The 26,682-nt window shown below is 66.9% G+C and carries 28 protein-coding genes; 18 read left to right on the top strand and 10 right to left on the bottom strand.

Annotated features, from left to right (window positions below; all coding sequences use genetic code 11):
* Position 1 precedes the first annotated feature (1 nt).
* Together BKG60_RS15820 and BKG60_RS15815 are read left to right on the top strand one after the other, a co-directional pair.
* A complete protein-coding gene (locus BKG60_RS15820; RefSeq protein ID WP_070944628.1) occupies positions 2-190 on the top strand; it encodes a hypothetical protein in 189 nt (62 codons plus the stop codon).
* Positions 191-320: 130 nt separating this feature from the next.
* Positions 321-2,030 (top strand): SulP family inorganic anion transporter, encoded by a 1,710-nt coding sequence (locus BKG60_RS15815; RefSeq protein ID WP_083339236.1) that lies wholly within the window; start codon positions 321-323, stop codon positions 2,028-2,030.
* Here BKG60_RS15815 and lpqV read toward each other — a convergent pair.
* On the bottom strand, positions 2,027-2,485 hold the full coding sequence (gene lpqV, locus BKG60_RS15810; protein ID WP_070186245.1) for a lipoprotein LpqV: 459 nt from the start codon (positions 2,483-2,485) through the stop codon (positions 2,027-2,029). The genes BKG60_RS15815 and lpqV overlap by 4 nt on opposite strands.
* Positions 2,486-2,851: 366 nt before the next feature.
* Between lpqV and BKG60_RS15805 the strand changes: the two genes are divergently transcribed.
* On the top strand, positions 2,852-3,376 hold the full coding sequence (locus tag BKG60_RS15805; protein WP_070944629.1) for a cysteine dioxygenase: 525 nt from the start codon (positions 2,852-2,854) through the stop codon (positions 3,374-3,376).
* Between the two features lie 2 nt (positions 3,377-3,378).
* Positions 3,379-3,747: a rhodanese-like domain-containing protein gene (locus BKG60_RS15800; RefSeq protein WP_070944630.1), complete on the top strand. Its 369-nt coding sequence runs from the start codon at positions 3,379-3,381 to the stop codon at positions 3,745-3,747.
* A 4-nt stretch (positions 3,748-3,751) separates the two neighbouring features.
* On the opposite strand, the gene BKG60_RS15795 is transcribed toward BKG60_RS15800, so the two are convergent.
* Genes BKG60_RS15795 through BKG60_RS15785 form a run of 3 tightly spaced genes read right to left on the bottom strand, consistent with a single transcriptional unit; the run spans position 3,752 to position 7,278 of the window.
* On the bottom strand, positions 3,752-5,449 hold the full coding sequence (locus BKG60_RS15795) for an alpha/beta hydrolase (protein WP_070944631.1): 1,698 nt from the start codon (positions 5,447-5,449) through the stop codon (positions 3,752-3,754).
* 9 nt (positions 5,450-5,458) lie between these two features.
* Positions 5,459-6,235, bottom strand: coding sequence for an enoyl-CoA hydratase (locus BKG60_RS15790; RefSeq protein ID WP_070186254.1), 777 nt, complete (start codon positions 6,233-6,235; stop codon positions 5,459-5,461).
* Positions 6,232-7,278, bottom strand: coding sequence for an enoyl-CoA hydratase/isomerase family protein (locus tag BKG60_RS15785; protein ID WP_070944632.1), 1,047 nt, complete (start codon positions 7,276-7,278; stop codon positions 6,232-6,234). Before BKG60_RS15785 ends, BKG60_RS15790 begins: the two co-directional genes overlap by 4 nt.
* Positions 7,279-7,451: 173 nt before the next feature.
* On the opposite strand from BKG60_RS15785, the gene BKG60_RS15780 reads away from it, so the two are divergent.
* Complete coding sequence (locus tag BKG60_RS15780; RefSeq protein WP_070944633.1) at positions 7,452-8,300, top strand: Bax inhibitor-1/YccA family protein; 849 nt, start codon at positions 7,452-7,454, stop codon at positions 8,298-8,300.
* A gap of 212 nt (positions 8,301-8,512) precedes the next feature.
* Entirely contained in the window at positions 8,513-9,370 is an 858-nt protein-coding gene (locus tag BKG60_RS15775) for an endonuclease domain-containing protein (protein WP_070944634.1), read from the top strand.
* 50 nt (positions 9,371-9,420) lie between these two features.
* Here BKG60_RS15775 and BKG60_RS15770 read toward each other — a convergent pair whose 3' ends face one another.
* Both BKG60_RS15770 and BKG60_RS15765 read right to left on the bottom strand, forming a co-directional pair.
* Positions 9,421-10,638 (bottom strand): acetyl-CoA C-acetyltransferase, encoded by a 1,218-nt coding sequence (locus BKG60_RS15770; RefSeq protein WP_070944635.1) that lies wholly within the window; start codon positions 10,636-10,638, stop codon positions 9,421-9,423.
* Between the two features lie 42 nt (positions 10,639-10,680).
* Positions 10,681-11,628: an SGNH/GDSL hydrolase family protein gene (locus tag BKG60_RS15765; protein WP_070186258.1), complete on the bottom strand. Its 948-nt coding sequence runs from the start codon at positions 11,626-11,628 to the stop codon at positions 10,681-10,683.
* A 219-nt stretch (positions 11,629-11,847) separates the two neighbouring features.
* Here BKG60_RS15765 and BKG60_RS15760 point away from each other — a divergent pair, with 219 nt between their 5' ends.
* The 5 genes from BKG60_RS15760 to BKG60_RS15740 all read left to right on the top strand — a co-directional run bounded on the left by BKG60_RS15760 (position 11,848) and on the right by BKG60_RS15740 (position 17,582).
* Positions 11,848-12,885 (top strand): alpha/beta hydrolase, encoded by a 1,038-nt coding sequence (locus BKG60_RS15760; RefSeq protein WP_070186274.1) that lies wholly within the window; start codon positions 11,848-11,850, stop codon positions 12,883-12,885.
* A gap of 29 nt (positions 12,886-12,914) precedes the next feature.
* Positions 12,915-14,306 carry a cystathionine beta-synthase gene (locus BKG60_RS15755; RefSeq protein WP_070944636.1) on the top strand — a complete coding sequence of 464 codons (1,392 nt, stop codon included), beginning with the start codon at positions 12,915-12,917 and terminating at the stop codon, positions 14,304-14,306.
* Between the two features lie 263 nt (positions 14,307-14,569).
* Positions 14,570-15,589 carry a DUF2189 domain-containing protein gene (locus BKG60_RS15750; protein ID WP_070944637.1) on the top strand — a complete coding sequence of 340 codons (1,020 nt, stop codon included), beginning with the start codon at positions 14,570-14,572 and terminating at the stop codon, positions 15,587-15,589.
* Between the two features lie 79 nt (positions 15,590-15,668).
* The gene (locus BKG60_RS15745; protein WP_083339237.1) at positions 15,669-16,412 is read left to right on the top strand and encodes an RDD family protein; all 744 of its coding nucleotides are present in this window, start codon (positions 15,669-15,671) and stop codon (positions 16,410-16,412) included.
* 12 nt (positions 16,413-16,424) lie between these two features.
* A complete protein-coding gene (locus BKG60_RS15740) occupies positions 16,425-17,582 on the top strand; it encodes a cystathionine gamma-synthase (RefSeq protein WP_070944639.1) in 1,158 nt (385 codons plus the stop codon).
* An 11-nt stretch (positions 17,583-17,593) separates the two neighbouring features.
* Here the strand turns inward: BKG60_RS15740 and BKG60_RS15735 are convergent, their stop codons facing one another.
* From BKG60_RS15735 to BKG60_RS15725, 3 genes are all read right to left on the bottom strand, one after another.
* Positions 17,594-18,265, bottom strand: coding sequence for a GOLPH3/VPS74 family protein (locus BKG60_RS15735; RefSeq protein WP_070944640.1), 672 nt, complete (start codon positions 18,263-18,265; stop codon positions 17,594-17,596).
* Positions 18,266-18,301: 36 nt separating this feature from the next.
* Complete coding sequence (gene greA, locus BKG60_RS15730) at positions 18,302-18,796, bottom strand: transcription elongation factor GreA (protein ID WP_019346394.1); 495 nt, start codon at positions 18,794-18,796, stop codon at positions 18,302-18,304.
* Between the two features lie 235 nt (positions 18,797-19,031).
* Positions 19,032-19,454 (bottom strand): DUF4307 domain-containing protein, encoded by a 423-nt coding sequence (locus tag BKG60_RS15725; protein WP_070185460.1) that lies wholly within the window; start codon positions 19,452-19,454, stop codon positions 19,032-19,034.
* A gap of 111 nt (positions 19,455-19,565) precedes the next feature.
* Between BKG60_RS15725 and mca the strand changes: the two genes are divergently transcribed.
* From mca to BKG60_RS15705, 4 genes are read left to right on the top strand one after another with little or no spacing between them, the layout of a single operon-like run.
* Complete coding sequence (gene mca, locus BKG60_RS15720) at positions 19,566-20,432, top strand: mycothiol conjugate amidase Mca (protein WP_070944641.1); 867 nt, start codon at positions 19,566-19,568, stop codon at positions 20,430-20,432.
* Positions 20,429-20,722 carry a hypothetical protein gene (locus tag BKG60_RS15715; protein ID WP_070944642.1) on the top strand — a complete coding sequence of 98 codons (294 nt, stop codon included), beginning with the start codon at positions 20,429-20,431 and terminating at the stop codon, positions 20,720-20,722. The genes mca and BKG60_RS15715 overlap by 4 nt, the downstream gene beginning before the upstream one ends.
* The gene (locus BKG60_RS15710; RefSeq protein WP_070944643.1) at positions 20,682-22,721 is read left to right on the top strand and encodes a thioredoxin domain-containing protein; all 2,040 of its coding nucleotides are present in this window, start codon (positions 20,682-20,684) and stop codon (positions 22,719-22,721) included. The genes BKG60_RS15715 and BKG60_RS15710 overlap by 41 nt, the downstream gene beginning before the upstream one ends.
* Before the next feature lie 10 nt (positions 22,722-22,731).
* Entirely contained in the window at positions 22,732-23,106 is a 375-nt protein-coding gene (locus BKG60_RS15705; protein WP_070944644.1) for a nuclear transport factor 2 family protein, read from the top strand.
* A 50-nt stretch (positions 23,107-23,156) separates the two neighbouring features.
* Here the strand turns inward: BKG60_RS15705 and trhA are convergent, their stop codons facing one another.
* Positions 23,157-23,900: a PAQR family membrane homeostasis protein TrhA gene (trhA, locus tag BKG60_RS15700; RefSeq protein WP_070944645.1), complete on the bottom strand. Its 744-nt coding sequence runs from the start codon at positions 23,898-23,900 to the stop codon at positions 23,157-23,159.
* A 56-nt stretch (positions 23,901-23,956) separates the two neighbouring features.
* Here trhA and BKG60_RS15695 point away from each other — a divergent pair, with 56 nt between their 5' ends.
* The 3 genes from BKG60_RS15695 to BKG60_RS15685 all read left to right on the top strand — a co-directional run bounded on the left by BKG60_RS15695 (position 23,957) and on the right by BKG60_RS15685 (position 26,679).
* Complete coding sequence (locus tag BKG60_RS15695) at positions 23,957-24,751, top strand: (2Z,6E)-farnesyl diphosphate synthase (RefSeq protein WP_070944646.1); 795 nt, start codon at positions 23,957-23,959, stop codon at positions 24,749-24,751.
* A 15-nt stretch (positions 24,752-24,766) separates the two neighbouring features.
* Positions 24,767-26,128, top strand: a complete 1,362-nt coding sequence (locus BKG60_RS15690; RefSeq protein ID WP_070944647.1) for a hypothetical protein — start codon at positions 24,767-24,769, stop codon at positions 26,126-26,128.
* A gap of 125 nt (positions 26,129-26,253) precedes the next feature.
* Complete coding sequence (locus BKG60_RS15685) at positions 26,254-26,679, top strand: hypothetical protein (protein WP_070944719.1); 426 nt, start codon at positions 26,254-26,256, stop codon at positions 26,677-26,679.
* The last annotated feature ends 3 nt before the right edge of the window (positions 26,680-26,682 follow it).

The raw sequence follows: 26,682 nt of genomic DNA, 5'->3' as shown, positions 1-26,682 counted from the left end.
GGTGCAGCTCGTCGCGTGGGCCGGTGTAACGCACTTCGATGTCACCGAGCTCGGTTTCCAGATCCCACCGGCCGGCGGCAGCGTGTGGAAGAACGAACTCGCCAGTGCGGCAACGCCGTTGGCCGACAACTCGCGGTCGGCATCGATCTGGGGTTCGTCGGGGCGGCGCACACTGCGGGCGACGGGATGATCACCACACCGGCGGCCAGGCCGGCGACGACATCGGCGCGTACCCACGGTCGCTGATACGGAAGAATTCCCGGCACGCGCACATCCGCAGTATCGCCCACGGCGGACGCATTCGTGCGAGGGTTGATTCCGTGGGTACGCCAGCATTCGCGCGGAAATTGGGCCGTCCCAAGCCTCGTGACGTCATTTCCGGACTGGTCACGGGTCTGTTTTCGATACCCGAGGGCATGGCCTACGCCAGTATCGGTGGCTTCAACCCGGTCACCGGTATCTATGCCGGCATCGTGCCGGGCATCATCGGGTCGCTGTTCGCCCGCACCGTGCTCATGGTGACAACGCTGACCAGTGCCATCGCCCTGACGTCGCGCAGCGTGCTCAAGGAGGCCGGGCTCGATCCGGCGGACCCGGCCAATGTTGCGGCCCTGGCCATTGTGGTCGGCGCGGTGATGCTGCTGTTCGGCCTGCTGCGTTTCGGCTCGATCATGAACTTCGTCTCCAACGCGGTGATGACCGGCTTTTCCACCGGTATCGCCCTGCAGATCGTGGCCGGTGTCCTCGGCGACGCCACCGGGTACAAACCGCAGAGCGGCAACACCATTGGCAAATTCATCGACTCGCTGGCACACATGGGTCTATGGCACCTGCCCGCCGTGGCCGTGGCGCTGGGCACTGTCGCGGTGTGGGCGGTGTTCCACTTCATCAAGCCACTCGAATCGTTCGCGACGTTGCTGGCTCTCGTCGTGGTGACCGCGGTGGTGGCCGTCGCCAGCATCGACGTCGAAACCGTCGGTGACATCGCGGCGATTGCAAATGCGCTTCCCCCGGTTACGGTTCCGAACTTCGCCGCGATGCCCGAACTGATCGTCGGCGGCGTGGCGGTGGCGCTCGTCGCGCTGGCTCAAGCCGCGGGCATCTCTGCGGCCGTGCCGAACCCAGACGGCAGCCGCACCAATATGAACGGGGATTTCCTGGCCCAGGGCGCGGCAAATGTGGCAGGTGGCATGTTCGGTGCGTTGCCGGCCGGCGGCTCACTGTCCCGCACCGGGGTGGCCACCTCGGCCGGCGCTCAGACCAGGTGGGCCGGCATTTTTGCCGGTATCTGGCTGGCCGGTCTCGTGTTGATCGCAGGCTCGGTCGCAGAGATCATTCCGATGCCCGTGATCGGCGGCCTGATCCTGGTGATCGGGGCTGAGCTGGTGGTCGGCCGGCTGCCCGACATCAAGCTGGTGCTGCGGGTCGCGCCGTTGTCGGCGGTGGCGATGCTGATCACCTTCGCCGCCACCACCCAGCTGCCGCTGCACACCGCGATCGTCATCGGCGTGATCACCTCGCTGGTGCTGTACTGCGCGAAGGCCGCCGAGGCCGCGCAGCTGATGGCACTGACCCCCACGGCGGACGGAGGCTGGCAGCAGGCCCCCGTCCCAGAACGGTGCTCCAGCAACGATGTCACGGTGCTGCACTACGCCGGGGTGGGCCTGTTCGCCGAGGTGGCCCGCATCGACGAGACCTGGCCGCGGGCCGACGACACCACCAACGCCGTCGTGGTGCTCAGCCTGCGGTCACTGCCCGACGTGCCCTCATCGGTGACGATCAAGGCGCTGCGCCGTTGGGCAGGCCAACTGGCGGCCAACCACGGCAGGCTGATGATCGCGGGCGTCAACCCCGGCACCGCTGACGTGCTGCGGCGCGGCGGCCTCGACGACCTACTGGGCGACGACGGCGTCGTGCCCGCATCCGACCGGGTCTTCGGCGCGCTCGACGTCGCCGTCGAGCGCGCCCGCGCCTGGGTGACCGCCCAGGGCGGGGAGGCAGGGGACTCGCAGGAGCGTGATTCGAACTAGCTGCAGAGCTCGTCGGCGGCCGCCCGCGCCGCGACGATGACGGCAGCCTGACGTCCCGGCTCAAGCTGAGCCCACGGCACGTTGTAGGTGCCCGGCCCGGGCGCCGCGTCAGGCGCCTGCACGCTCGCCAGATACGGCTCGACCTGTGCTTTCAAATCCCCGCCCTTGGCCTGCATCCACAGCTTTGCGGCATGACAGGCCTGGAAATACTCCTCTTCGGTGGACTGCGCATCGGCACCCACGGCGGTGGTGACCCCGCCGGGCGATGTCGCCACCTCGCCGGGCGCGGCCGTCGGGGTCGGCGCCTCGGTGGTCGTGGTCGCCTGCGGGGACGGCGACGTGGATGCGTTGGACTGGTCCTTGCCGGCGTCTGTCGAGCACCCGATCAGCAGGCTCAATCCGGCGGCGGTGAGGGCTCCGGCGGTCAGGCGTGTGGTCCACGTGTAACTGCGCATGCAGCCAATCTATGCAACGCCGCCCGCTCGCCAACGCGCTTGTCCGTCTTTACCCTTTCGGCGGATCTGATCGGCCGTCCGCGCCGTGGTTGGCTAGAAGGATGTCCTTGTGCACGGGCGGCTTTCGCGCAACCTGCGTTTAAGGCTGTAGGGGGTGCCGCGAACCGCCCGAAACACGGCACTGTCAGGGCAGATGGGCGCTGCGAAGATTGGTGTCCGCGTTGCGTTCAGGCGGGCGGTCAACGCAAGTCGCCGAACTGTGCAACACTGGCCGCCATGACGGAACGGACCGGATTCCAGGAGTGTTGTCGGGCTCGCTAGCGCGCCCGCCTGTCCTGATCCGCCGTCATTCCTGGAGCTTGTCCGATGCTGTCCGCACTGGCCCCTGTGCCTGCCGTCTCCGCGCCCACGCGGCTGCGCCTACCCGACTTGTTGTATACCACCGACCGCGCCGCCGACGACGTGTTGTCCGGCCGCTACGACCGCTTGCTGAGAGGGCTGCCGAAAGACGACCGGTGGTACACCAGGTTGTCCGGTGACGACGAAGTCGAGGTCTGGCTGATCAGTTGGGTGCCCGACAAATCGACCGAACTGCACGACCACGGTGGGTCGCTGGGCGCCCTCACCGTGGTGTCCGGCACTTTGCGTGAAACCCGTTGGGACGGTGAACTGTTGCGGCAACGGCGGCTCAAGGCCGGTGATCAGGCGGCGTTTCCCCTGGGGTGGGTCCACGACGTGGTCCATGCACCCGGCCCGGTCATGGTGAGCGAGCCGACGCTGAGCGTGCACGCCTACTCACCGCCGTTGACCGCGATGTCTTTCTACGAGGTGACACCACAGAACACGTTGCGTCGCAACCGAACCGAACTCACCGACGCGCCGGAGGGTTGACAATGAGCCGAATCGACACCGTGCTGGAGCAGGCCCGCGCCCGGCTGCACCGCCTACCCGCCTCGGACCTGCCCGCTGCATTGGATGCCGGCGCCGTGCTGGTCGACATCCGGCCGGCTGCCCAACGTGCCGCCGAGGGCTCGGTGCCCGGTGCGCTGCTCATCGAACGCAACGTCCTGGAGTGGCGCTGCGATCCGACCAGCGACGCGCGGATCCCGCAGGCCGTGGACGATGACGTCCACTGGGTGATCCTGTGTTCGGAGGGCTACACCTCGAGCCTGGCTGCCGCCGCGTTGATCGACCTCGGTCTGCACCGGTCCACCGACGTCGTCGGTGGCTATCACGCGTTGGCGGCCGCCGGGCTGGTGTGATGGCTCAGGCGTTCTCGTTGCTGTGCAGCGTCGGGCGCAGCTTCTCGGTCTTCTCCGGTGTCCAGCCCGGCGGCTGCAACACCGCGGCCCAGGCATTGGCGACATCTTTGACGTAGACATGGCCGTGCCCGTCGGGTACGTCGACCGCCACCGCCATATCCGCCGACACCTGCAGGAACGTCACGATCGGAATCCACTGCATGCGCCCGGACACGTCGTACCCGCGCGGCTCTTTGAGCCAATCAGGTTCGGCGAACAGCAGATCCGTGTTCCACCAAGCGATCGGGTCGGAAGCGTGCTGCAGATACACCGCGCGCGGGTGGCCCCACGGATCATCAGGCCGGCCCAGATTGCGGGCCTCGGCGGAGAACCGGACGTTCTCGCCCTTGTCGTAGATCGGCAGCCACATGGGCGAGCCCTTGTCGCGGTTGATGGTCAGATCGGTCCAGATCGTGTTGTTGAACGTCGGCCCCGAGAACAGGGCACCATCGGTACGCGCGACGAGGTTGTTGAGGGCGAGGAACGGAGCCTCACCGCCGAACGAGCCGAGGCTTTCACCGAACACCACCAGCTTGGGGCGCCGGGCTTCGGGCATCGCCTTCACCAGCTCGTCGACGGCTTCGAACAAGGCCTGCCCGGCCTGCCGCGCGTTTTCCTTGTCCACCAGGAACGACAGCCAGCTCGGCAGGAACGAGTACTGCATGCTCACGATCGCGGTGTTGCCGTTGTACATGTACTCCAGGGCCGAGGCCTCGGCCTCGTTGATCCACCCGGTTCCCGTGGTGGTGGCCACCGCGACCACGGCCCGGTCCAGGCCGCCGGTGCGTTCCAGCTCCTTGGCCGCCAGGGCGGCAGTGGCCTTGATGCCGTCGGCGGAATGCAGGCCCGCGTAGGCGCGGATCGGCTCGATTGCAGGCTTGCCGTTGAACTGCGAAAGCTGTTGCACGGACGGTCCGTTGGACACGAAAACCCGGCCTTGATGGCCGAGGGACTCCCAGCTGGTCAGCGACTCGGGCCCGCCGGAACGCAGCCTCGATGTCGGGGCTGTGGTGTCCGGACTGTCCTCGTCGTTGACCGAAGAGAAGGTGCTGTTGATCTTCTCCATCGCGAACCGCGCCACCACACCGTTGAGCAGTGCGATGGTCAACGCCAACAGCAGGACCACCACGACCACCGCCGAAACCCGCCGTGGCGCAAAACGATTGAGCTGGCGAACCAGGTACCGCACCAGTCTGCCGACCAACTGGCCGATTTCGACGAACACGAACAGCACCACGATCGAGAGCGCCGCGGTCAGCGGATGGTCCCAGAACTTCAGCCTAGGCACGCCCATGAAATCGCGGACCTCGTCCTGCCAGACATGGAAGTAGATGATCATCAGGATCTGGCCGATGATCCCGACCACGACCAACGTCACCCAGGCCCACCTGGGCGCTTTCGGGCTGATCTCGGCCGACCGCATGTAGCGCACCAGCCACACCCCGAAAACGCCTAGCCCATAACCGATCGCGCCGGCCCCGCCGCTGACCAGGCCCTGAAACAACGGGCCGCGCGGCAGCAGCGACGGGGTCAGCGAGAACCAGATGAACACCAGGCCCACCGCCGTGCCGAAGAACGTGTAGTGACGGACCCACCAGTCGGGTCTGTCCGCCGGCGGGACCGGAGACGGCGCGGCTTCGTCGGTTGTGGCGGTGTCGGTCACCTGTCGACCTTAGCGATGGGTGAAGTTTGCGGCGCGCTTCTCGGAGAACGCCGCCATGCCTTCCTTCTGGTCGGCGGTGGCGAACGCCGAGTGGAACAGCCTGCGCTCGTAGAGCAATCCCTCGCTGAGGCTGGACTCGAAGGCGCGGTTGACCGCTTCCTTGGCCATGCGGGAGGCCGACAGGGACATTCCGGCGATGGTCTCGGCCACGGCGAGGGCCTCGTCGATCAGTGAATCCGCCGGCACCAGGCGGGAAACCAGGCCGGCGCGCTCGGCTTCCACGGCGTCGATGGTGCGGCCGGTCAGGATCAGGTCCATCGCCTTGGCCTTGCCGATCGCCCGTGTCAGCCGCTGCGAACCTCCCATGCCGGGCAGCACGCCGAGCTTGATCTCGGGCTGACCGAACTTCGCCGAGTCCGCAGCGATCAGGATGTCGCACATCATCGCCAGCTCGCAGCCGCCGCCGAGGGCATATCCGGCAACCGCGGCGATGGTCGGGGTGCGGGTGGCCGCGAACTTCGACCACAGCTCGAAGAAGTCCGCCGAGTACACATCGGCGAACGACAGCTCGGCCATCTCCTTGATGTCGGCGCCTGCGGCGAACGCCTTCTCGTTACCGGTGACGATGATCGCGCCGACGCCGGAGTCTGCGTCGAGTTCGGCTGCGGCGGTGGTCACTTCGGTCATCACCTGGCTGTTGAGCGCGTTGAGCGCCTTGGGCCGGTTCAGCGTGATGGTGGCGACCCGGCCGGTGCGGGTCACCAGGATGGTCTCGAAATCAGTCATTTGTTGTCCTCCTGGAAGGTCAGGTCGGGGTCGGCCGGAACGAAGTACGCCTCGACATCGGCGGGGGTGACCGCTGCGATCGAGGCGGGGGACCATTGCGGGTTGCGGTCCTTGTCGACGAGCTGAGCGCGGATGCCTTCGACGAAATCATGGGATTTCACCGATGCGCACGAGGTTCGGTACTCCTGCTGCAGCACGTCTTCCAGTGTCTCCAGCTTGGCCGCCCGGCGCACCGCTTCCAGCGTCACCGACAGCGCGATGGGGGAGCGGGTGGCGATGAGTTCGGCGGCGTCGTCAGCCTCGGTGCCGTGGGCCTTCAGCGCCGCGAGGATGTCGGCCACGGTGTCACCGGCATAGCACCCATCGATCCAGTCGCGCTGTTCCAGCAGAGCGCTGGCGGGCGGATCGATGGCGTAAGTGGCCAGGGCCTTCTCGACACCGTCGGTGACGACGGACTCGGTGAGCTCCGCCAACTTGTCGTGCGGCACGAAGTGATCGGCGAAGCCCATCGCGATCGCGTCGGCCCCGGAGAACGGTGCGCCGGTGAGCGCGGCGTGCAATCCCAGCCGGCCGGGTGCCCGCGACAACAGGTAGGTGCCGCCGACGTCGGGGATGAAGCCGATGCCGACCTCGGGCATCGCCATCTTCGTGGTGTCGGTGGCGATACGGACGCTGCCGTGGGAGGCGACGCCCACGCCGCCGCCCATCACGATGCCGTCCATCAACGCCACATATGGCTTGGGATAGCTGCCGATATAGGCGTTGAGCAGGTATTCGTCGTACCAGAACTTTCGCGCCGCATCACCGCCCTCGCGGGCGCTGTGATAGAGCGCCACAACGTCGCCGCCCGCGCACAGGCCGCGTTCGCCAGAGCCGGTCAGGAGCACGGTGTGAACGGAGGCATCGTGCTCCCAGGCGTGCAGCGCCTCGGAGATGCCCGCGACCATCGCATCGTTGAGCGAGTTGATCGCCTTCGGCCGGTTCAGCGTGAGGATTCCGACGCCGTTGCGGACACTTACTAGGACGTCCTCGTTTTCTGTCACGAGTTGCAATCTAGTTCGGACCCCCAGGGACCATGCGCTACGGGTAGGGTTTGCCTCAAGATCAAACCTGGAAGTTTCCTGAGAGTCTTTTCGCCTCGACGGGAACCCACCCGGAACATTGATCGTTGAGCTAGTAGTTCGTTACCGAACATCTCATAGGAGAGGACCCGACGGTGCGCGAAACCAGCAACCCGGTATTCCGCAGCCTGCCCAAGACGCAGGGCGGATACGCACAATTCGGTACCGGAGCCAGCGGCTTCGGTGCACAGCAGGTGCATGCGCAGCCCTACGCGCAGGAGTACCTGGAACAGCCGCAGACCGGTGTTTCCCGGCCCCTGACCATCGATGACGTCGTCACCAAGACCGGTATGACGCTGGCCGTCGTGTCGGCCGTCGCGGTCGTGTCCTACTTCCTGGTGGCCGGCAACGAAGCCCTGATGATGCCGTTCACCCTCATCGGTGGCCTCGGCGGTCTGGTGATGGTGCTGATCGCGACCTTCGGGCGCAAGCAGGACAACCCCGCCATCGTGCTGACCTACGCGGCGCTGGAGGGCCTGTTCCTCGGTGGCGCGTCGTACCTCTTCGCGAACCTGGTGTCCAGCGGCGGGCCGAGCATGATCTTCCAGGCCGTGGTGGCCTCGATCGGTGTGTTCATCGGCATGCTCGTGGTCTACAAGACCGGCGCCATCCGAGTGACGCCCAAGTTCACCCGGATGATCGTCGCCGCGATGTTCGGTGTCCTTGCACTGGTTCTGGTGAACTTCGTCCTCGCGATGTTCGGCGTGGGCGGCGGTGAGGGCCTGGGCCTGCGTTCCGGCGGCGCCCTGTCGATCGCATTCTCGCTGTTCGTCATCGCCCTGGCCGCGTTCAGCTTCCTGATCGACTTCGACGCTGCCGACCAGATGATCCGCGCCGGCGCTCCGGAGAAGGCCGCGTGGGGCATCGCCCTGGGCCTGACCGTCACCCTGGTCTGGCTGTACATCGAGATCCTCCGGTTGCTGTCGTACTTCAACAACGATTAGCGACCCTGCCCGAGAAAGGCGTCCGCGATTGCGGGCGCCTTTTTCTTATGCGTTGAGTCTGCGTTGAGGGCGTTGGCTACTCGCACTTTTGCGCCGTGGGCGCAGGATCAACCGGGGCGCAGGCTATCCCCAGTGGCCGATTCATCCACAGCCCGGTGCTCGGTGCGTCGTGGGCGGCGAGGAATGTCGGTAACCGAAACAAGCCTGTGCCCATGGACATCGGCACTGATCCGTTCGTCGGCAGCGAGGCTCTCGCCTGCGGCGCGCTGACCCGCTACGAATTACGCCGCTACTACCGGCCGCTGATGCCAAACGTCTACCTGGACAAGCGCATGGCCCCCACTCTGGTGCGCAGAACCAAGGCGGCGTGGCTGTGGTCGCAACGGGAAGCGGTGGTCGCCGGGCTCTCGGCTTCCGCTCTGCATCGCGCGAAATGGGTTGACGACGATGTCCCGGTCGAGTTGATCTGGGCGAACGCGAGGGCTCCACGGAGGGTCGTCACCCGTGCGGATCTGTTGCTGCCGGGGGAGTCCCAAATGCTCGACGGGCTCAGCCTTACGACGCCGGAGCGGACGGCTTTCGACCTCGGCCGGCGGGGCCGGCTCGGTGACGCCGTAGCTCGACTCGACGCCCTCGGCAATGCGACAGGATTGAAAGCCGTAGATGTTCTGGCGCTGGCCGATCGCCATCGGCATGTGCGCGGGTTGCGCCAGCTCGAAACCGCTCTCGACCTGTATGACCCTGGAGCGCAGTCCCCGCAGGAAACGTGGCTGCGGCTGATGATTGTCGGCGAGGGTTACCCCCGGCCACAGACGCAGATCCCGGTGCCAGGCCCGGCCGGCCGGCCGCGGTACTACCTGGATATGGGATGGGAGGAGTACATGCTCGCGGTCGAATACGACGGCGTGCAGCATGCTGATGCGCTCGGTTACGACATCGTCCGCCACGAATACATCAGGCGAGCCGGTTGGACCACGATCCAAGTGGCCGCCGGCCACCGTCGGCCGGACATCCTCCGGCGCCTGCGTCGTGCGTGGAACGAGGTCGCCGAGCCGTTGACTCTGCGGTGAGGGCGCAAGCTACTCGCACTTTTGCGCCCTCCACGCAGAGTCAACCCAAATTAGGAGAGCCGCTCCACAACCATCGCCATACCCTGGCCGCCACCGACACACATGGTCTCGATGCCGAAGGTCTTGTCCTGGGTCTGCAGGTTGTTCAGCAGCGTGGCGGTGATGCGGGCACCGGTCATGCCGAACGGGTGGCCCAGCGCGATCGCGCCGCCGGAGACGTTCAACTTGTCCTCGTCCATGCCGAGGGCACGGGCCGAACCGAGCACCTGCACCGCGAACGCCTCGTTGATCTCGTAGAGGTCGATGTCGCCGATGCTCATGCCGGCGTTGGCCAGAGCCTTCTTGACGGCCTCGATCGGGCCCAGGCCCATGATCTCCGGCGACAGGCCGGACACACCGGTGGACACCACGCGGGCCAGCGGGGTCAGGCCCAGCTCCTTGGCCCGCACGTCGCTCATCACCACGAGCGCGGCGGCGCCGTCGTTCAGCGGGCAGGCGTTGCCGGCGGTCACGGTGCCGTTCGGGCGGAACACCGGCTTGAGCTGGCTGATCTTCTCGTAGGTGGTGCCGGCACGGGGGCCGTCATCGGTGGACACGACGGTGCCGTCGGCCAGCGTGACCGGGGTGATCTCGCGGGCGAAGAAGCCGGAGTTGATGGCCTCCTCAGCACGGTTCTGCGAGCGAACCGCCCAGTGGTCCTGGTCCTCACGGCTGACGCCGGTGTGCAGTGCGACGTTCTCGGCGGTCTGGCCCATGGCGAGGTAGACGTCGGGCAGCAGGCCGTCCTCGCGCGGGTCGTGCCATTCCTCGGCGCCGGCGGCTGCCTGCTCGCTGCGGGCCATGGCGTCGGCATAGAGGGGGTTCTTGGTGTCGGGCCAGCCGTCGGCGCTGCCGCTGCCAAAGTTCGACACGGTCTCCACACCGGCGGAGATGAAGGCGTGGCCTTCTCCGGCCTTGATGGCGTGGAAGGCCATGCGGGTGCTCTGCAGTGAGGACGAGCAGTAGCGGTTGACGGTGGTGCCGGGCAGGAAGTCGTAGCCCAACTGGACTGCGACCGTGCGGCCGATGTTGAAACCGGACATACCGCCCGGCTGACCACAGCCCATGATCAGGTCGTCGATTTCGCGCGGGTCCAGCGCGGGAACCTTGTCCAGGACGGCCTTCACCATCTGGGCGGCGAGATCATCGGGCCGCATGGTGACGAGTGATCCCTTGCCGGCCCGACCGATGGGGGAACGGGCGGTGGCAACGATGACGGCTTCAGGCATGACGGCTCCTGCTAATCGAATGGCTTGAAAACTCAGTTGAAACTAGCCCGCGTGCACCACGACGGGTGCGGGTACCCCGGTCGAGCGGCGCCACAGCCTGCTGACCCCGCCCAGACGGTCCAGCAATGTCCCGGTATCGGCGGCTCCGGATTCCAGGGCCGCATCGCCGTCCCACTCACCGAGGGCGCTGCACAGTGCGGGCAGCAACTGCTTGGCCGCCAGGGCGTATCCGGCCGCCGAAGGATGGAACATGTCCTCAGAGAACAGCAGGTCAGGGGACTTGTAGAAGTCGGGGGCGAGCAGGTCGGAGAACGGGACGGGAACACCACCGGCGGACCGGACCGCAGCGGCCTGGGCGCGGGCCAGCCGTAGGCCGCGGTTGCGGGCCACCGCGCGCAGGGGCTGGGGGATCGCGCTGATCACCCCGAAGTCGGGGCAGGTGCCGACCACGACGACGGCTCCCGCCGAGCGCAGTCGACGGACTGCGTCACCGACGCGGCGGGCCGACGGGCCGATGCCGTTGGGTTTGGTGATGTCGTTGGCCCCGATCATGATCACGGCGGCATCCGGCGGTGGACCCGCGACGAACATCGCGTCGATCTGGCCTGACAGACCCTTGGAGGTAGCGCCGACGATCGCCTTGGTGCTCAAGCGAACTCGTTGGCCGAACTGTTCGGCCACACCGCGCGCGATCAGCACCCCGGGAACTTCGTCGGCCGCATGGCAGCCGTAACCGGTGGCCGTGGAGTCGCCGAAGATCATCAGATGCACGTCGAACGGGACGCCGCGTTCCCACTTCTCGACGGGCCCGCCGCCGGGGTGATACACGCCGTCGGCGCGAGGCGGAATGTCCCAGGATTTGGGAATGACCTGACGGGCCTTGTCGGCCTGCCCGCTCAAGAGGTTGCGTGCTCCGAGGTAAGCCGATCCAGTGGACGCCAGCGTCGCCGCAGCGGCGAGGGCGATGGTCGACCGGCGCGGGACGCGCACGTGAGGAGCACTTCGGCTTGAACCCACGTGATCAGTTTAGGCGGATGAGACAGGTTGTCCGCGTGGCGGCGCAGCGTGGCGATCACAGTGCTGTATCAAGTCCGGTATCAATTCAGTTTATTTGACTGTTGAACTGTTTACGGATGTCAAGCTAAGTTACCCGGGTTGTCTGAGTGACGAAGCGCACCTAGCACTACAAAGACGTAGGAAGTGGTGACGATGACTGCACCGAGCAAGGTATCCAGGTCGCATCATGCTGGCATAAGCCCAGCTAGGGCCCACCGCGGGCGCAGGTTTCCGGTCAGTGACGGCGCCCCCGTCGAGGTGGTCGAGGACGGGCCGAGCCTGGCAGGGCGATTGGCTTCGCTGGCGGCAACGCTGACAATCAAGCCGACCTTGGCAATTGGTAGCCATGTGCCGCATCTGCCGTGGCCATTCGGGTTGGTCAATTTCGCCGCCCGGCTGATCCGGCCGGTGCCCGGAACCATCAAGGCCACCATCGCGCTCCCGAACTGCACGGCACAGCTGGTTCGGGCCGACGGCGTGCTGCCGGCCGACGGGAAACGCAGCGTCATCCTCTACCTGCACGGCGGAGCATTCTTGGCCTGCGGTGCCAACACGCACTCCGGGATCGTCACGGCGCTGTCGGGATATGCCGACAGCCCGGTGCTGGTGGTCGATTACCGGATGGTCCCCAAGCACTCGGTGGGCACCGCGATGGACGACTGCTACGACGCCTACCGCTGGCTGCGGCTGACCGGCTACCAGCCGGACCAGATCGTGTTGGCCGGCGACTCGGCGGGCGGATACCTGTCTCTGGCGTTGGCCGAGCGTCTGGTCGACGAAGGCGAGATGCCCGCAGCCCTGGTGACGATGTCGCCGCTGTTCGAGATCGACAACGAGTCGCGGGCCAATCACCCGAACATGCATACCGATGCGATGTTCCCGGCAAAGGCCTTCGATGCCCTCGTCGAGCTCATCGAGGCCGCGGCAAAACGCAAGGGTGAGGATGTCTACGAGCCACTCGATCACGTCGAGCCCGGTCTGCCGCGCACGCTGATTCACGCATCCGGCTCGGAGGTCCTGCTCAGCGATGCACGGAAAGCCGCGCACATGCTGGCCGCCGCAGGTGTTCCCGTCGAGCTGCGGATCTGGCCCGGTCAGATGCATGTCTTCCAGCTCGCGTCACCTCTGGTGTCGGAAGCGAAACGCTCCTTGCGTCAGATCGGCGAATACATTCGAGAGGCCACCTGGTGAGCATTTCGCGGGCCTGAGACCATTGACGTATGCGCATCGCCAGGCACATCAGTGAGCTCATCGGCAACACCCCGCTGGTTCAGCTGAACTCGGTTGTCCCCGAAGGCTCGGGCAAGGTCCTGGCCAAGATCGAGTACCTGAACCCCGGTGGCAGCTCCAAAGACCGCATCGCGGCCAAGATGATCGATGCCGCGGAGGCCAGCGGTGAGCTCAAGCCCGGCGGCACCATCGTCGAACCGACGTCGGGCAACACCGGTGTCGGCCTGGCTCTGGTGGCCCAGACCCGCGGCTACAAGTGCATCTTCGTCTGCCCGGACAAGGTCAGCGAGGACAAGCAGAATGTGTTGCGCGCCTACGGCGCCGAGGTCGTGGTGTGCCCGACGGCGGTACCGCCGGACCACCCGGACAGCTACTACAGCGTCTCCAACCGCCTCGTCGAGGAGATCGAGGGTGCCTGGAAGCCGGACCAGTACTCGAACCCGATGGGGCCGGAGAGCCACTACGAGACGACGGGGCCGGAGATCTGGGCCGACACCGACGGCACGGTGACGCACTTCGTCGCCGGCGTGGGCACCGGCGGCACGATCACCGGGACCGGCCGTTACCTCAAAGAGGCGTCGGACGGGAAGGTGAAGATTGTCGGCGCCGATCCGGAAGGCTCGGTGTACTCCGGCGGGACCGGCCGCCCCTACCTGGTGGAAGGCGTCGGCGAGGACTTCTGGCCCTCCGCCTACGACCCCGCGGTGCCCGACGAGATCATCGCTGTCTCCGACGCCGATTCCTTCGACATGACCCGCCGGTTGGCTCGAGAGGAAGCGCTGCTGGTCGGCGGATCCTGCGGCATGGCGGTGGTGGCCGCGCTGGAGGTGGCCCGCCAGGCCGGACCGGACTCGGTGGTCGTGGTGTTGCTGCCCGACGGCGGACGCGGTTATCTCTCAAAGATTTTCAACGACGCGTGGATGTCCTCCTACGGGTTCCTGCGCAACCGGCTCGACGGGTCGATCGAGCAGTCGACAGTGGGCGACGTGATGCGCGGCAAGTCCGGCGCGTTGCCCGACCTGGTACACACCCACCCGTCGGAGACAGTGCGCGACGCGATCGGCATCCTCCGCGAATACGGTGTCTCCCAGATGCCGGTGGTCGGCGCCGAGCCTCCCGTGATGGCGGGCGAGGTCGCAGGCAGCGTGTCCGAGCGAGAGTTGCTGTCCGCGGTTTTCGAGGGCCGGGCAAAGCTGGCCGACGCCGTCGCCGAGCACATGAGCCCGCCGTTACCGCTGATCGGCGCGGGTGAGTTGGTCTCCACGGCAGCCAAGTCGTTGCGCGAGTGCGACGCGGTCATGGTCGTCGAGGAGGGCAAGCCCGTCGGTGTGCTCACTCGCCACGACCTGCTGGGTTTCCTGTCCGACGGCGGCAGGCACTAGACACGTCGGGGGCATCGCCACGCGTGGAATACCTTGCCTCTGGCAACTTCTCGGCTAGGGTGGGCTGGCCTAGGGCTGGCAAACTCCGTCACCACCAAAGCCACGGCGACGAACGTCCTTCTGTCCACAGCGAATGCGCTCGTGTTGGCCTGTCAAACCGGGTTGACGGTGCGTAATCTGCCTGTGGAGCAGTCTGTACATCTAGGTGCTGGCAGAAAGTAGCGTTCGCGGAGCGCTATCGGCAGATGAGGAGAGCTTTCGACGTGACTGATCAACCGCCCCCCGGGAATTACCCGCCGCCGCCAGAGGGTGGCTACCCGCCGCCCCCGCCCGGTGGTGGCGGCTATCCTCCGCCACCTCCGCCCGGTGGGTATCCGCCCCCGCCGCAGCAGGGCGGCTTTCCTCCTCCGCCCCCGCCGCAGCAGGGTGGTTATCCGCCGCCGCCCCCGCCACAGGGCGGTGGTTACCCGCCGCCGCCCCCTCCGGGTGACGCCGGTGGCTACCCGCCGCCCGGTGGCTACCCGCCCCCGGGAGGGTATCCGCCGCCCGGATACCCGGCCCCCGGCTACCCGCCCGCTGGTGGCCAGGGCTTCGGCGCTGCGCCGTACAGCGTCGGCGACGCCTTCTCCTGGGCCTGGAACAAGTTCACCAAGCACCCGGTCGAGCTGCTCGTGCCAACGCTGGCGTATGGGCTCATCTACGTTGTGCTGCAGTTCATCTTCCAGATGATCCAGGCACCGTTCACCGAGGTGGACAGCTCGGATCCCGACAGCATCAGCTTCTCGATGGGCGCTGGCGGCATCCTCGTCTCGTTGTTGGTCGCCCTCGTGGGCGTGGTGATCAGTGCGGTGATCCAGTCGGCCTACATCGGCGGCATGCTCGACATCGCCAACGGTGCCCCGGTGACCATCGGATCGTTCTTCCGCCCCCGCCTGGTCGGCAACGTCATCATCGCGTCGGTGGTGTCGTCGATCATCATCGGTATCGGGGTGCTCCTGTGCATCATCCCGGGCATCATCGCGGCGATCATGTTGATGTTCACCACGGTGGCCGTGCTCGACCGCAACCTGTCGGGCATCGACGGCGTCAAGACCAGCTTCGAACTGTCCAAGGGCAACTTCGGCCCGGTCGCGCTGACCTGGCTGGTCACCGTCGCCCTGGCGTTCGTGGGCGCCCTGTTGTGTGGCGTCGGCCTGCTGGTGGCCTACCCGCTGCTCTCGCTGATCACGGTCTACGCGTGGCGTCGGCTCAGCGGCGCCCCGGTGGCACCGCTGTCGCAGTAGCAGAACCGAACTCAACGCCCGCGGCGTCAGGCAGAAATGCCTGCGCCGCGGGCGTTGTGGTCCGTGCCATCATTTGCGAATGACATTTCAGCCGCCGCCCGGCCCCGGATACATCGCCGGTCCCGCCGCTCCCGGGATGAATCCGTACCCCAGCCCTTATCCCACTGTCGGGCAGGGCAGTCCGTACGGCCCCGGGCCCAACGGTTACCCGGCGGCCGGTCCGTCGCCCTACCCGGCCGCGGGGCCGTCTCCGCAGTGGAACTACGGCCCTCCACCGCCGAACCCGCACGCCTACACCCCATGGGTGAACCGGGTGCTGGCCTCGGTGATCGATCAGATTCCGATGTTGGTGATCTTCTTCGTCGGCTACGGCATCATCGCGGGCATCATGATTGCTGCCACCTCGGGAAGTTCAACCACCGGTGAGCCGTCCGGTGCCGCAGTCGTGGTGGTGATGCTGGCGTTTTTGGCGCTCTTCGGGGTGACGCTTGCCTTCGCGGTGTGGAACTGGGGATACCGCCAGGGCACGACCGGGCAGAGCATCGGCAAGCAGGTCATGAAATTCAAGGTGATCAGCGAGAAGACCGGGCGGCCAATCGGTTTCGGCCTGTCGCTGGTACGCCAGTTCGCACATGTCGTCGACGGCTTCTTCTACATCGGATATCTGATGCCGCTGTGGGACGGAAAGCGTCAAACGATCGCCGACAAGTTGATGACCACGGTCTGTGTTCCCGTGCCCGCCGTCGCGCCCGCACCGCCCGTCCACCCCGGGTATCCGGGCCCGCAGGGCGGTCTCAACCCGTACGCGGGCCCGCACCGATAGGCTCGACCCGTTATGAGTGAACAGCGCAGGTGGCACGGTCTGGCCACAAAAGCCATCCACGCCGGTTACCGGCCCGATCCGGGCACCGGAGCCGTCAACACCCCGATCTACGCCAGTTCGACCTTCGCCCAGGACGGCGTCGGCGGGCTGCGCGGCGGGTTCGAGTACGCCCGCACCGGCAACCCGACCCGGCAGGCCCTGGAAGCGGCGCTGGCCGCCGTCGAGGAAGCCACCTACGGGCGGGCTTTCGCGTCGGGCATGGCCGCGACCGACTGTGCCCTGCGCGCTGTGTTGCGGCCCGGCGATCATGTGGTGATCCCCGATGATGCCTACGGCGGCACCTTCCGGCTGATCGACAAGGTGTTCTCGCAGTGGAACATCACCCACACCCCGGTTCCGCTGAGCGACCTGGACGCGGTGCGGTCGGCGCTGACCCCGCGCACTCGGATGATCTGGGTGGAGACTCCGACCAACCCGCTGTTGAGCGTGGCGGACATCGCCGCGATCGTGCAGATCGCGTCGTCATCGGGCGTCAAGGTGTTGGTGGACAACACGTTTGCGTCCCCGGCGCTGCAGCAGCCGCTGCTGCTGGGCGCCGACATCGTGTTGCATTCGACCACCAAGTACATCGGCGGGCACTCGGATGTGGTAGGCGGTGCACTGCTGACCAACGACGAGGAACTCGACGCGGCATTCGCATTTCTGCAGAACGGCGCCGGCGCGGTGCCGGGTCCGTTCGACGCGTATCTGACGATGCGTGGTCTCAAGACCCTGGTGCTGCGGATGCGTCAGCACAGCGAGAACGCCGCGCTGATCGCCGAATTCCTCGACGGGCACCCCGCGGTGGAGACGGTGCTGTATCCCGGTCTGGCCGGCCACCCCAACCACGATGTCGCTGCTCGCCAAATGTCCGGCTTCGGCGGCATGGTGAGCCTGCGGCTGCGCGGTGGCCCCCGCGCGGCCCGTGAATTGTGCTCGCGCACCGAGGTTTTCATTCTCGCCGAGTCGCTCGGTGGGGTGGAGTCGTTGATCGAGTATCCGGGGGCCATGACGCATGCGTCGACCGCGGGTTCGCAGTTGGAGGTGCCCGACAACCTGGTGCGCCTGTCGGTGGGGATCGAGCACGCTGCCGATCTGCTGGCCGACCTGGAGCAGGCCCTGGGCAAATAACGCCGGGGAAGCTAGCCCATGAGGGCTGGGCGCAGTGCCGACGTCGTCACGGCCAGATTCATATCCGGCAGTGCCGATGCGGACTCGTCCACCCAGATGCCTGTGGCGATTTCGGTGGACCGGGCATGCACCCAGCGCCAGCCGCGGTCATTGAGGCTCAGGACCGCGCCCAGGCCGTCGACCGCGTGCAGCAGGCAGATGATCGCGGCGACGGCCGGCGCGGGATTGTGGCCGTCGAACAACGTGGCCAGCAGGGCCGACCGCGTTTGACTGACCCGGTCGCGGCTGGTCAGCGGCCAGCAGTAGACCGTCTTGCCTGGAAAGCCTTTGCCGGGCATACGGACTCGGCGGATCTCTCCGAGGCGTTCGAGGTGGGTTTCCAAGGTGGGTTGCACGTGCTTGCCCAGCTTGGCCACTGCGGTGCCGGCCCGAAGCGGGCGGCGTTGCAGTAGCTCGAATGCGGGGTCGCCGACCGGATCGGCGGGCCAATCGCCGGCCAGCGCGATCAGCCGACCGGCCTCGATCGGTTCGCCCGCCATGGCGGGGCGGATCCGGCAGGCGTAAGCCAAATCCAGCAATACCGCGGCGCTGAGTACCTTCTCCCTGCGATGACGGTCGAGCCCGGGCTGTGCCGCCGCGTTGTCCAGCAACAGCAAGAACAGGTCTTCGGCGATTTGCGCCATTTCCCCGACTGTAGTGCTTTGCCCCTGGTCGGCGCGTCAGGCGTGGTACGGCTCGGCGCTGACCAGCGTGACCTTCACGGTGTTTCCGTTGGGCACGGTGTAGGTGCGGGACTCGCCGACCTTGGCGTCGATGAGGGCGCTGCCCAGCGGTGAGTTGGGGGAGTACACCTCGAGCTTGCCGTCGCTGATGCCCTCCTGGCGGGTGGCGATCAGGAACGTCTCGGTGTCCTTCTTGTCGTCGTCGTAGTACACCTTGACGACCGAGCCGGGCAGCGCGACACCGGACTGCTTGGGTGCCTCACCGACCTTGGCATTGTTGAGCAGTTCCTGCAGCTGGCGGATACGGGCTTCCTGCTGGCCCTGCTCCTCGCGGGCGGCGTGATAGCCACCGTTCTCGCGCAGATCGCCCTCTTCGCGGCGATCGTTGATCTCGGCGGCGATCACCGGCCGGTTGGCGATCAGCTGATCCAGCTCCGCCTTCAACCGGTCGAATGCTTCCTGAGTGAGCCAGGTGACCTGTGTGTCGGTCATGTTCTCGCGCTCCTGTCTGTCTAGCTTGCGGCGCTCTGTTGCGCCTTCCTCGCGTACGAAGTCCGTTGGTCCGCCGGGGACGGCGCGTGTATTGCCGCGAGCGTCAGCATCTAACCGCGTGCTAATGCAGCAATACACGGCCCCAGCGCGGAACCGTGTATCGCACAATCGTACCACCGAGCGGACGACGAATCTTCATTTAATCGCTGGCCGATACCGGTTGCGGGCTTCAGAATCAGGGTGCTACCAGGTACGACGGAACATCGGTCCCACAGCCGTAGACATCACCGATCACGGGGGGTCGGCTGGATTTCACCTCGGCAGTCACCTGCACCACGTTCTGATCGGACGGGGCGACCAGGATTTCTCGTCGGCCGGTTTCGCTGCCGTCGATCGAGCGGGCCCGAACGATGCACACCACGGGCTTCGACGGATCGGGGCGAGTCACCCCGATCGTCACCGACACGGTCTGACTGTCGATCAGCTCATATGCCGACAGTTCGCCTTTCACCTCGCCGGTGCCCAACCGCTGGAAGGCCACGACCGCGAGGGCCACCCCCGCCGCCACCACCAGGCCGACCAGCGAAAACGTGATCCACCGCCGGGTGCGGCGGGACATTTGGCGGGATCCGTAGCGGGCGGAGGGGCGTTCGATCATCAGAACTGGAACTATAGGGCCAGACAGATATGTCACCGCAGCCCAGGCAGGGAGCTGTTGGGTTGGGTATAGGGATTAGGTAAGAGGACGCCGTAGTTAGATGAAAGCGAAATGAGTGAACTGCGGTTGATGGCGGTGCACGCCCACCCGGACGACGAGTCCAGCAAGGGTGCGGCCACCACTGCGCGCTATGCAGCTGAAGGTGTCCGCGTCATGGTCGTGACGCTCACCGGTGGCGAGCGCGGCGACATTCTCAATCCGGCGATGGACCTCCCGGAGGTCCACGGCCGGATCAGTGAGGTGCGCCGCGACGAGATGGCCAAGGCTGCCGAGATCCTGGGCGTGGAGCATCACTGGCTGGGATTCGTCGACTCGGGGCTGCCCGAAGGCGATCCGCTGCCCCCGCTGCCCGACGGCTGTTTCGCGCTGGTGCCGCTCGCCGAGCCGGTCAGCCGGCTGGTCCGGGTCATCCGGGAATTCCAGCCGCACGTGCTGACCACTTACGACGAGAACGGCGGCTACCCGCACCCCGACCACATCCGCTGCCACGAGGTGTCGGTGGCGGCCTACGAGGCGGCCGCCGACTACCGGTTGTACCCAGAGGCGGGAACGCCGTGGGCAGTATCGAAGCTGTACTACAACCACGGTTTCCTGCGCCAGCGGATGCAGCTGCTGCAGGACGAATTCGCCAAGAACGGCCAGCAGGGCCCCTTCGGCAAATGGCTGGAGCACTGGGACCCCGATCACGACTTGTTCGCCAAGCGGGTCACCACCCGTGTTGAATGCTCGGAGTACTTCAGTCAGCGCGACGATGCGCTGCGCGCACATGCGACCCAGATCGATCCGAAGGGCGATTTCTTCCATGCGCCGATCGAGTGGCAGCAGCGGTTGTGGCCGACTGAGGAGTTCGAGTTGGCGCGGTCGCGCGTGCCGGTGAATCTGCCGGAAGACGACCTGTTCACCGGGATAGAGAAATGATCGACACTTTGACCGCAGTGGTCACACTGCTCGCCGACGAGCCACGCAACACCGGGCCGGAGTTCGGTAAGGCGACGCCACTGGGTTTGCTCGTCACGGTGGCGCTGCTGGTCGGAACCTTCGCGCTGGTCTGGTCGATGAACCGGCACCTGCGCAAGTTGCCCGAGTCCTTCGACCGGGAGCACCCCGAGCCCGATCAGGCGGCCGACGAGGGCACCGCCGACGGTGACGCGGTGAACAGCACTCCCGATGACCACCAGGGTCAGTCTCGTGAGCCGGGTGGCGGGTAACACGCTCGGCGGGTCCACCAGCCCGTATCTCCGCCAGCACGCCGACAATCCGGTGCACTGGCGAGAATGGACGCCCGAAGCGCTCGCAGAGGCCGCATCGCGGGACGTCCCCATCCTGCTGTCCATCGGCTACGCAGCGTGTCACTGGTGCCACGTGATGGCGCACGAGTCGTTCGAGGACGCCGACGTCGCAGCCGTGCTCAACGACGGATTCGTCTGCATCAAGGTCGATCGCGAGGAACGTCCGGACCTGGACGCGGTGTACATGAACGCCACCGTGGCGTTGACCGGGCAGGGCGGCTGGCCCATGACCTGTTTCCTGACTCCCGACGGCCGGCCGTTCTTCTGCGGGACGTACTACCCGAAGCTGGGTTTCCTGCAACTGCTCGACGCGGTAGCCGAAACCTGGCGGGACCGGCGCGACGACGTTGAGCGGGCCTCGGATCAGATCGCCACCGAACTGCGGTCGATGTCGGCCGGACTGCCCGGCGGCGGGGCGCCGGTGGGGCCCGAACTGTGCGACCACGCCGTGGCCGCCGTACTGCACGACGAGGACGAGACGTACGGCGGTTTTGGCGGTGCGCCCAAGTTCCCGCCCTCGGCGTTGTTGGAAGGGCTGTTGCGTCACCACGAACGCACCGGGTCGGTGCCGGCGTTGACGGCCGTACAGCGCACGTGTGCGGCGATGGCCCGGGGCGGCATTTACGACCAGCTGGCCGGTGGATTCGCCCGCTACAGTGTGGATCCGCACTGGGTGGTGCCGCATTTCGAGAAGATGCTCTACGACAACGCATTGTTGCTCAGGGCCTACGCGCACCTGGCGCGTCGTACCGGGGATCCGTTGGCCCGCAGGGTGGCCGGCGAAACGGCGGCGTTCATCGTGTCCGACCTGGGCGCCGGCGGGATGTTCACCTCGTCGCTGGACGCCGACGCCGCCGGCCACGAAGGCCTGACGTACGTGTGGACCCCGGCTGAACTGCGCTCCGTTCTGGGTGACGACGACGGGGCTTGGGCGGCTTCGCTTTTCGGGGTGACCGCCGGCGGGACGTTCGAGCACGGTGCGTCGGTGCTGCGATTGCACCGCGATCCCGACGACGGTGCCCGCTTCGAGTCGGTGCGGGCTGCGCTGATGGCGGCCCGCGCCTCGCGTCCCCAACCGGCCCGCGACGACAAGGTGGTGACCGCATGGAACGGGCTGGCCGTGACCGCGCTCGCCGAGGCTTCGGTGGCGCTCGATCGCCCCGAATTGCATTCCGCGGCAGCCGATTGCGCGCGCCGGCTGCTCGATCTGCACATGGTGGACGGCCGCTTGCGGCGAGCCAGTCTCGGTGGCCGGGTGGGGGAGAGCGCGGCGATCCTGGAGGATCATGCGGCGCTGGCCACCGGGTTGCTGACGCTCTACCAGCTCACCGGGTTCGGGCTGGACGAGGCGGTTGGCTTGTTGGACGTCGCGCTCGAACATTTTGCCGATCCCGATCAGCCGGGCCGCTGGTTCGACACCGCTGACGATGCCGAGCAGCTCATGGTGCGTCCGGCCGATCCGATCGACGGCGCGACGCCCTCGGGTGCCTCATTGATCGCCGAGGCCCTGCAGGCCGCCGGATATCTGACGGGCTCTCAGCGGTATGTGGATGCGGCGCAGGCAACTTTGTCGTCGGCCACCCCGATCCTGGCCCGTGCGGCCCGCTCGGGCGGGCATTGGCTGGCGGTGGCCGAAGCTCAGGTGCGCGGGCCCATCCAAGTTGCGGTGGCCGGACACCCGTCGTCGCAGCTGCTGGCGGCCGCGCGCGAGCTGGCGCCCGGTGGGGCGCTGGTGATCGGCGATGCCCCAGGGACCGCAGACTCGCCGCCGTTGCTTCGAGGACGCGATCGGGTGGACGGCTCGGACGCCGCGTATGTGTGCCGCGGCACGGTCTGCGATCTGCCTGTCACCGCGGTCGAGGACCTCGCTGTCTCGCTGGGCGGTCAACCGTCGGACGGCGGAAGTGGGGCCGTGTAGCCTCGCGGCCATGAGCCACGATGCCGCAGCCCTGGAGTCCTTCGTCAAGCGCTACCTCGACACCGTGGCGGGGGGTTCGGCCGCCGAAGTCGCAGCGCTGTACGCCGATGACGCGACGCTGGAGGATCCGGTGGGCAGCGGCGAAGTGCACATCGGACGCCAGGCGATCGAGGGCTTCTACAAAAACCTGACCGCCGCGGGCGCCGAGATCACAACCGAGCTGCTCAAGTTCCGCCCCGGTGGCCACGAGGCGGCGTTCCTGTTCGCCATCGTCGTGGGTGGGGCGATGCGCATCGAGCCGATAGAGATCATGACCTTCGACGCCGAAGGCAAGATCACCTCGATGAAGGCCTACTGGACCGCGGCCGACATCACACAGCTGTAGCAGGTGCTCGCTGGGCCCCGCATCGCTTCGGCGATGTGGGGCCTTTGGCGTCAGAACACCGCGAACCACATGGCGATGTAGTGGCAGATCGCCGCGACCGCCGTGCAAGCGTGGAAGAACTCGTGATGTCCGAATGTGGTCGGCCACGGGTTGGGCCATTTGAGCGCGTACAGCACACCGCCGATGCTGTAGAGCGCGCCGCCGACGATCAGCAGCACCACCGCGGCCACCCCGGCCCCGTGCATGATCGGCCCGATGAACCATGCCGCCACCCAGCCCAGCAGGATGTAGAGCGGCACGCCCAGCCAGCGTGGTGCCGACGGCCAGAACATCTTGAGCAGCACGCCCGCGATCGCCCCGCCCCAGACGATCCAGAACAGCACCATGCCTTTGGATTCGGGCAGGGCCAGCAGTGCGAACGGGGTGTAACTGCCGGCGATGAAGATGAAGATCATCGAGTGATCGAGGCGCTTCATCCACTTGCGGGCGTTCGGCGACTTCCACGTCACCCGGTGATACGTACCGCTCACGGCGAACATCGCCACGATCGTGAACGTGTAGAGCAGCGTGGCCAGCCCGGCCCGGGTGGACTCCAGCGACCACGACACCGAAACCAGGGCCGCCCCGGCGATGAACGCGACGACGGCCGAGTACACATGGATCCAGCCTCGGGCCCGCGGCCTACCGAGGAACTGGGCAACGCCGTCGGCGACAGCTTCTGGCAAGTCCTCCGCGGGCCGGCCGAGCGCGGCCGCTGAACGATAGGGCTTGGTGCTACCGGTCGGCGCAGTCATGTCACCTCCATTGAGAACCGTGGTGTACCCCGACGCTCACAGTAGTCTGGACTCTCGTGGACATCATTCCCCCGCGGCTCAAGGAACCGGCCTATCGGCTCTACGAGATGCGGTTGCGTCACGAGCTGGCGCAGTCCAAATCCGAGCTACCCCGCCATATCGCGGTGTTGTGCGACGGCAACCGCCGCTGGGCGCGTGACGCAGGTTACGACGATGTCAGCATCGGCTATCGCATGGGCGCGGCCAAGATCGCCGAGATGCTGCGCTGGTGCCAGGCGGCCGGCATCGAGATGACGACGGTCTACCTGCTCTCTACCGAGAACTTGCAACGCGATCCCGACGAGCTGTCGGCCCTGCTCGAGATCATCACCGACGTGGTCGAGGAGATCTGCGCCCCGACCAACACCTGGACCGTGCGTACCGTCGGTGACCTGGAGTTGTTGGGGGAGGAGCCGGCCCGGCGGCTGCGCGAGGCCGTAGAGAGCACAGCATCGAATCCGCCCGGTTCGTTCCACGTCAACGTGGCCGTCGCCTACGGCGGCCGCCAGGAAATCGTCGATGCCGTGCGCTCGCTGTTGTCGAAGGAACTGGCCAACGGTGCCACCGCCGAGCAACTCGTCGAAGCGGTCACCGTCGACGGGATCTCGGAGAACCTCTACACCTCAGGGCAACCCGACCCGGACCTCGTCATCCGCACGTCGGGTGAGCAGCGGCTGTCGGGATTCCTGTTGTGGCAGAGCGCATATTCGGAGATGTGGTTCACCGAGGCGTACTGGCCGGCCTTCCGGCGCGTCGACTTCCTGCGCGCACTGCGCGATTACACGGCCAGACATCGCCGCTTCGGCAAGTAGTGCCAAACTGAACCCATGGCTGCGCTGTCGGCAGTGGTCTTCACCCTCAGCTGGTGGCTGGGTCTCTACCTGCTCGCCCGCGACCCGCGTAAGCCCGTCCTCGTCCTCGCGGCGGTCGGGCTGACCAGTTTCGCGGTCGTCGTGGCACTCGACGCGGTCCGGCTCGTCACCGGCTCGGAGCTGCTCAGCCGCATCGAGATCTATCTGGTGGCGGTGCCGGGTATCGCCTGGTTCGCGGTCATGGTCGAGCTTGCCCGCCCGGCCGACACCTTCCGGTCACGAGCCGGGGAGATCGCCGCGATCTTCGCCGTCGCCGCGCTGGCCTTGGCCGGTGCGGGGCTCGCGGGCAGTGTCGACGGCCCACTGCGGACCGGTCATTGGGTGATGTTCGCGGTGATCTCGCTGTCCTCGCTGGGGGCGATGATCAAGGCCGTCCTCGGCGGCGCGAAACCCGGGTCCGTCGTCGGCTTCATCATCGTCGCCACGCTGTTCTTCGCGCTGGGCAACGCGATCCTGGTGATCCCGCTCGGGCTGGTGCCCAGCTGGTTGGCTTTGGCGTCCACCGGATTCGATGTGGCACTGCTCGGTGTGGCGGTCGCGATCTGGGATGCCTTCGACGAGGGCCAGGCGTTGCGCGCGGACATGCGCCGCTCGATCATCGGCACGCTGGTGATCGCGGTTCCCTTCGCCGCGCAGGCGCTGATCGGCATGGCCGTGCTCGACGCCGGGACCGGCCACACCGTCATGACGATCCTGCTGTTCACCAGCCTGGCGGTCGCGGTCGCGGTGGAGGTGCTGGCCGATCCGCTGGCCGGCGTCTTCGACCGGCTGGCCTTCTCCAGGTCCCCGGACCTGCGCGCCGACCGTGAGGCGCTCCGCCAGACCGAGGCTGCCCTGCCGCTGCGATCGGACCACCCGCTGGGCGGCATCGACGACGACGCGTTCGCCCGGCTCACGCGTCGCGCCCTCGGCCATTACGGGGATCTGTCCAAATTGGTGGCCAGCCCGCTGACCGCGCTGCCCGCCATCGATGCCCGGCTGGCTCAGCGCGGGGCGCCCGATCAGCCGCTGGAACGCGCGAACGAACTCAAAGCTCTGCTGGCCGACCGGATCGCCGCACTCAAGCCCCGCGACGGCGGCGACTTCGGCACCACCGAACAATGGCGCCACTACAACTCGCTGTACTTTCCCTACGTCGTCGGGGTCCGCGCCTACGCGCAGAATGCGACTGCCGCCGGGCTCGACCCGGTCGCCCGGCAGGCCTGGCAGTGGCTCGTCACGGAGGTGCCGCAGCGCTCACTGCACAACTGGCAGAACGCCGCGGCGCGGGTGATCGCCGCGGATCTGCGCGGCACCCTCGTCACTGCCGACGACTGACATCTGCACCGCGCTGACCTGGGCGTGGCAGTGCTTGGCAGTGTTTGGCGTCGACCTGGCAGCGCCCGATGAGCAATGTCGGAGGTGTTCCACCGATCGACACCCTCATCGCCGAGGAGCCCGACATGACCGCCACCTTGCACCAACCACTCACCGACTCCACAACCGCAGCGCCCGCCCAGGATTCTCTGCTGCGATTCGCCCTGCGTGCCGATGCCACCGTCTGTGCCGGCGTCGGCTTGCTGGTGGCCATGGCCGCCGATCAGCTGGCGCGCATCGCGGGGCTGTCGGCCACCGCGGGGTGGATTGCCGGCGCCGCCCTGGTCGGCTATGGCGTCCTGCTGTACGGCCTGGCCGCAGTGCCGCGGGTACGGCGCGTCGGCATCGGCGTCCTCGCCGGCAACGTGGCCTTCGCGATCATCACGGTCGTTGCGATCGGGGCCGGCTGGTTGGCGCTGACCGGGACCGGAAACGAGTTGGTACTCGGATTCGTCAGTGCCACTGCAGTACTGGCCTGGCTGCAATACCGCGGAGTGCGCCGTCTGGCGTGACTC

Source organism: Mycobacterium syngnathidarum (assembly GCF_001942625.1).
Taxonomy (GTDB): Bacteria; Actinomycetota; Actinomycetes; order Mycobacteriales; family Mycobacteriaceae; genus Mycobacterium; species Mycobacterium syngnathidarum.
Note: the sequence above shows the minus strand (reverse complement) of the source record. Positions and strands in the feature narration are given on the sequence as shown.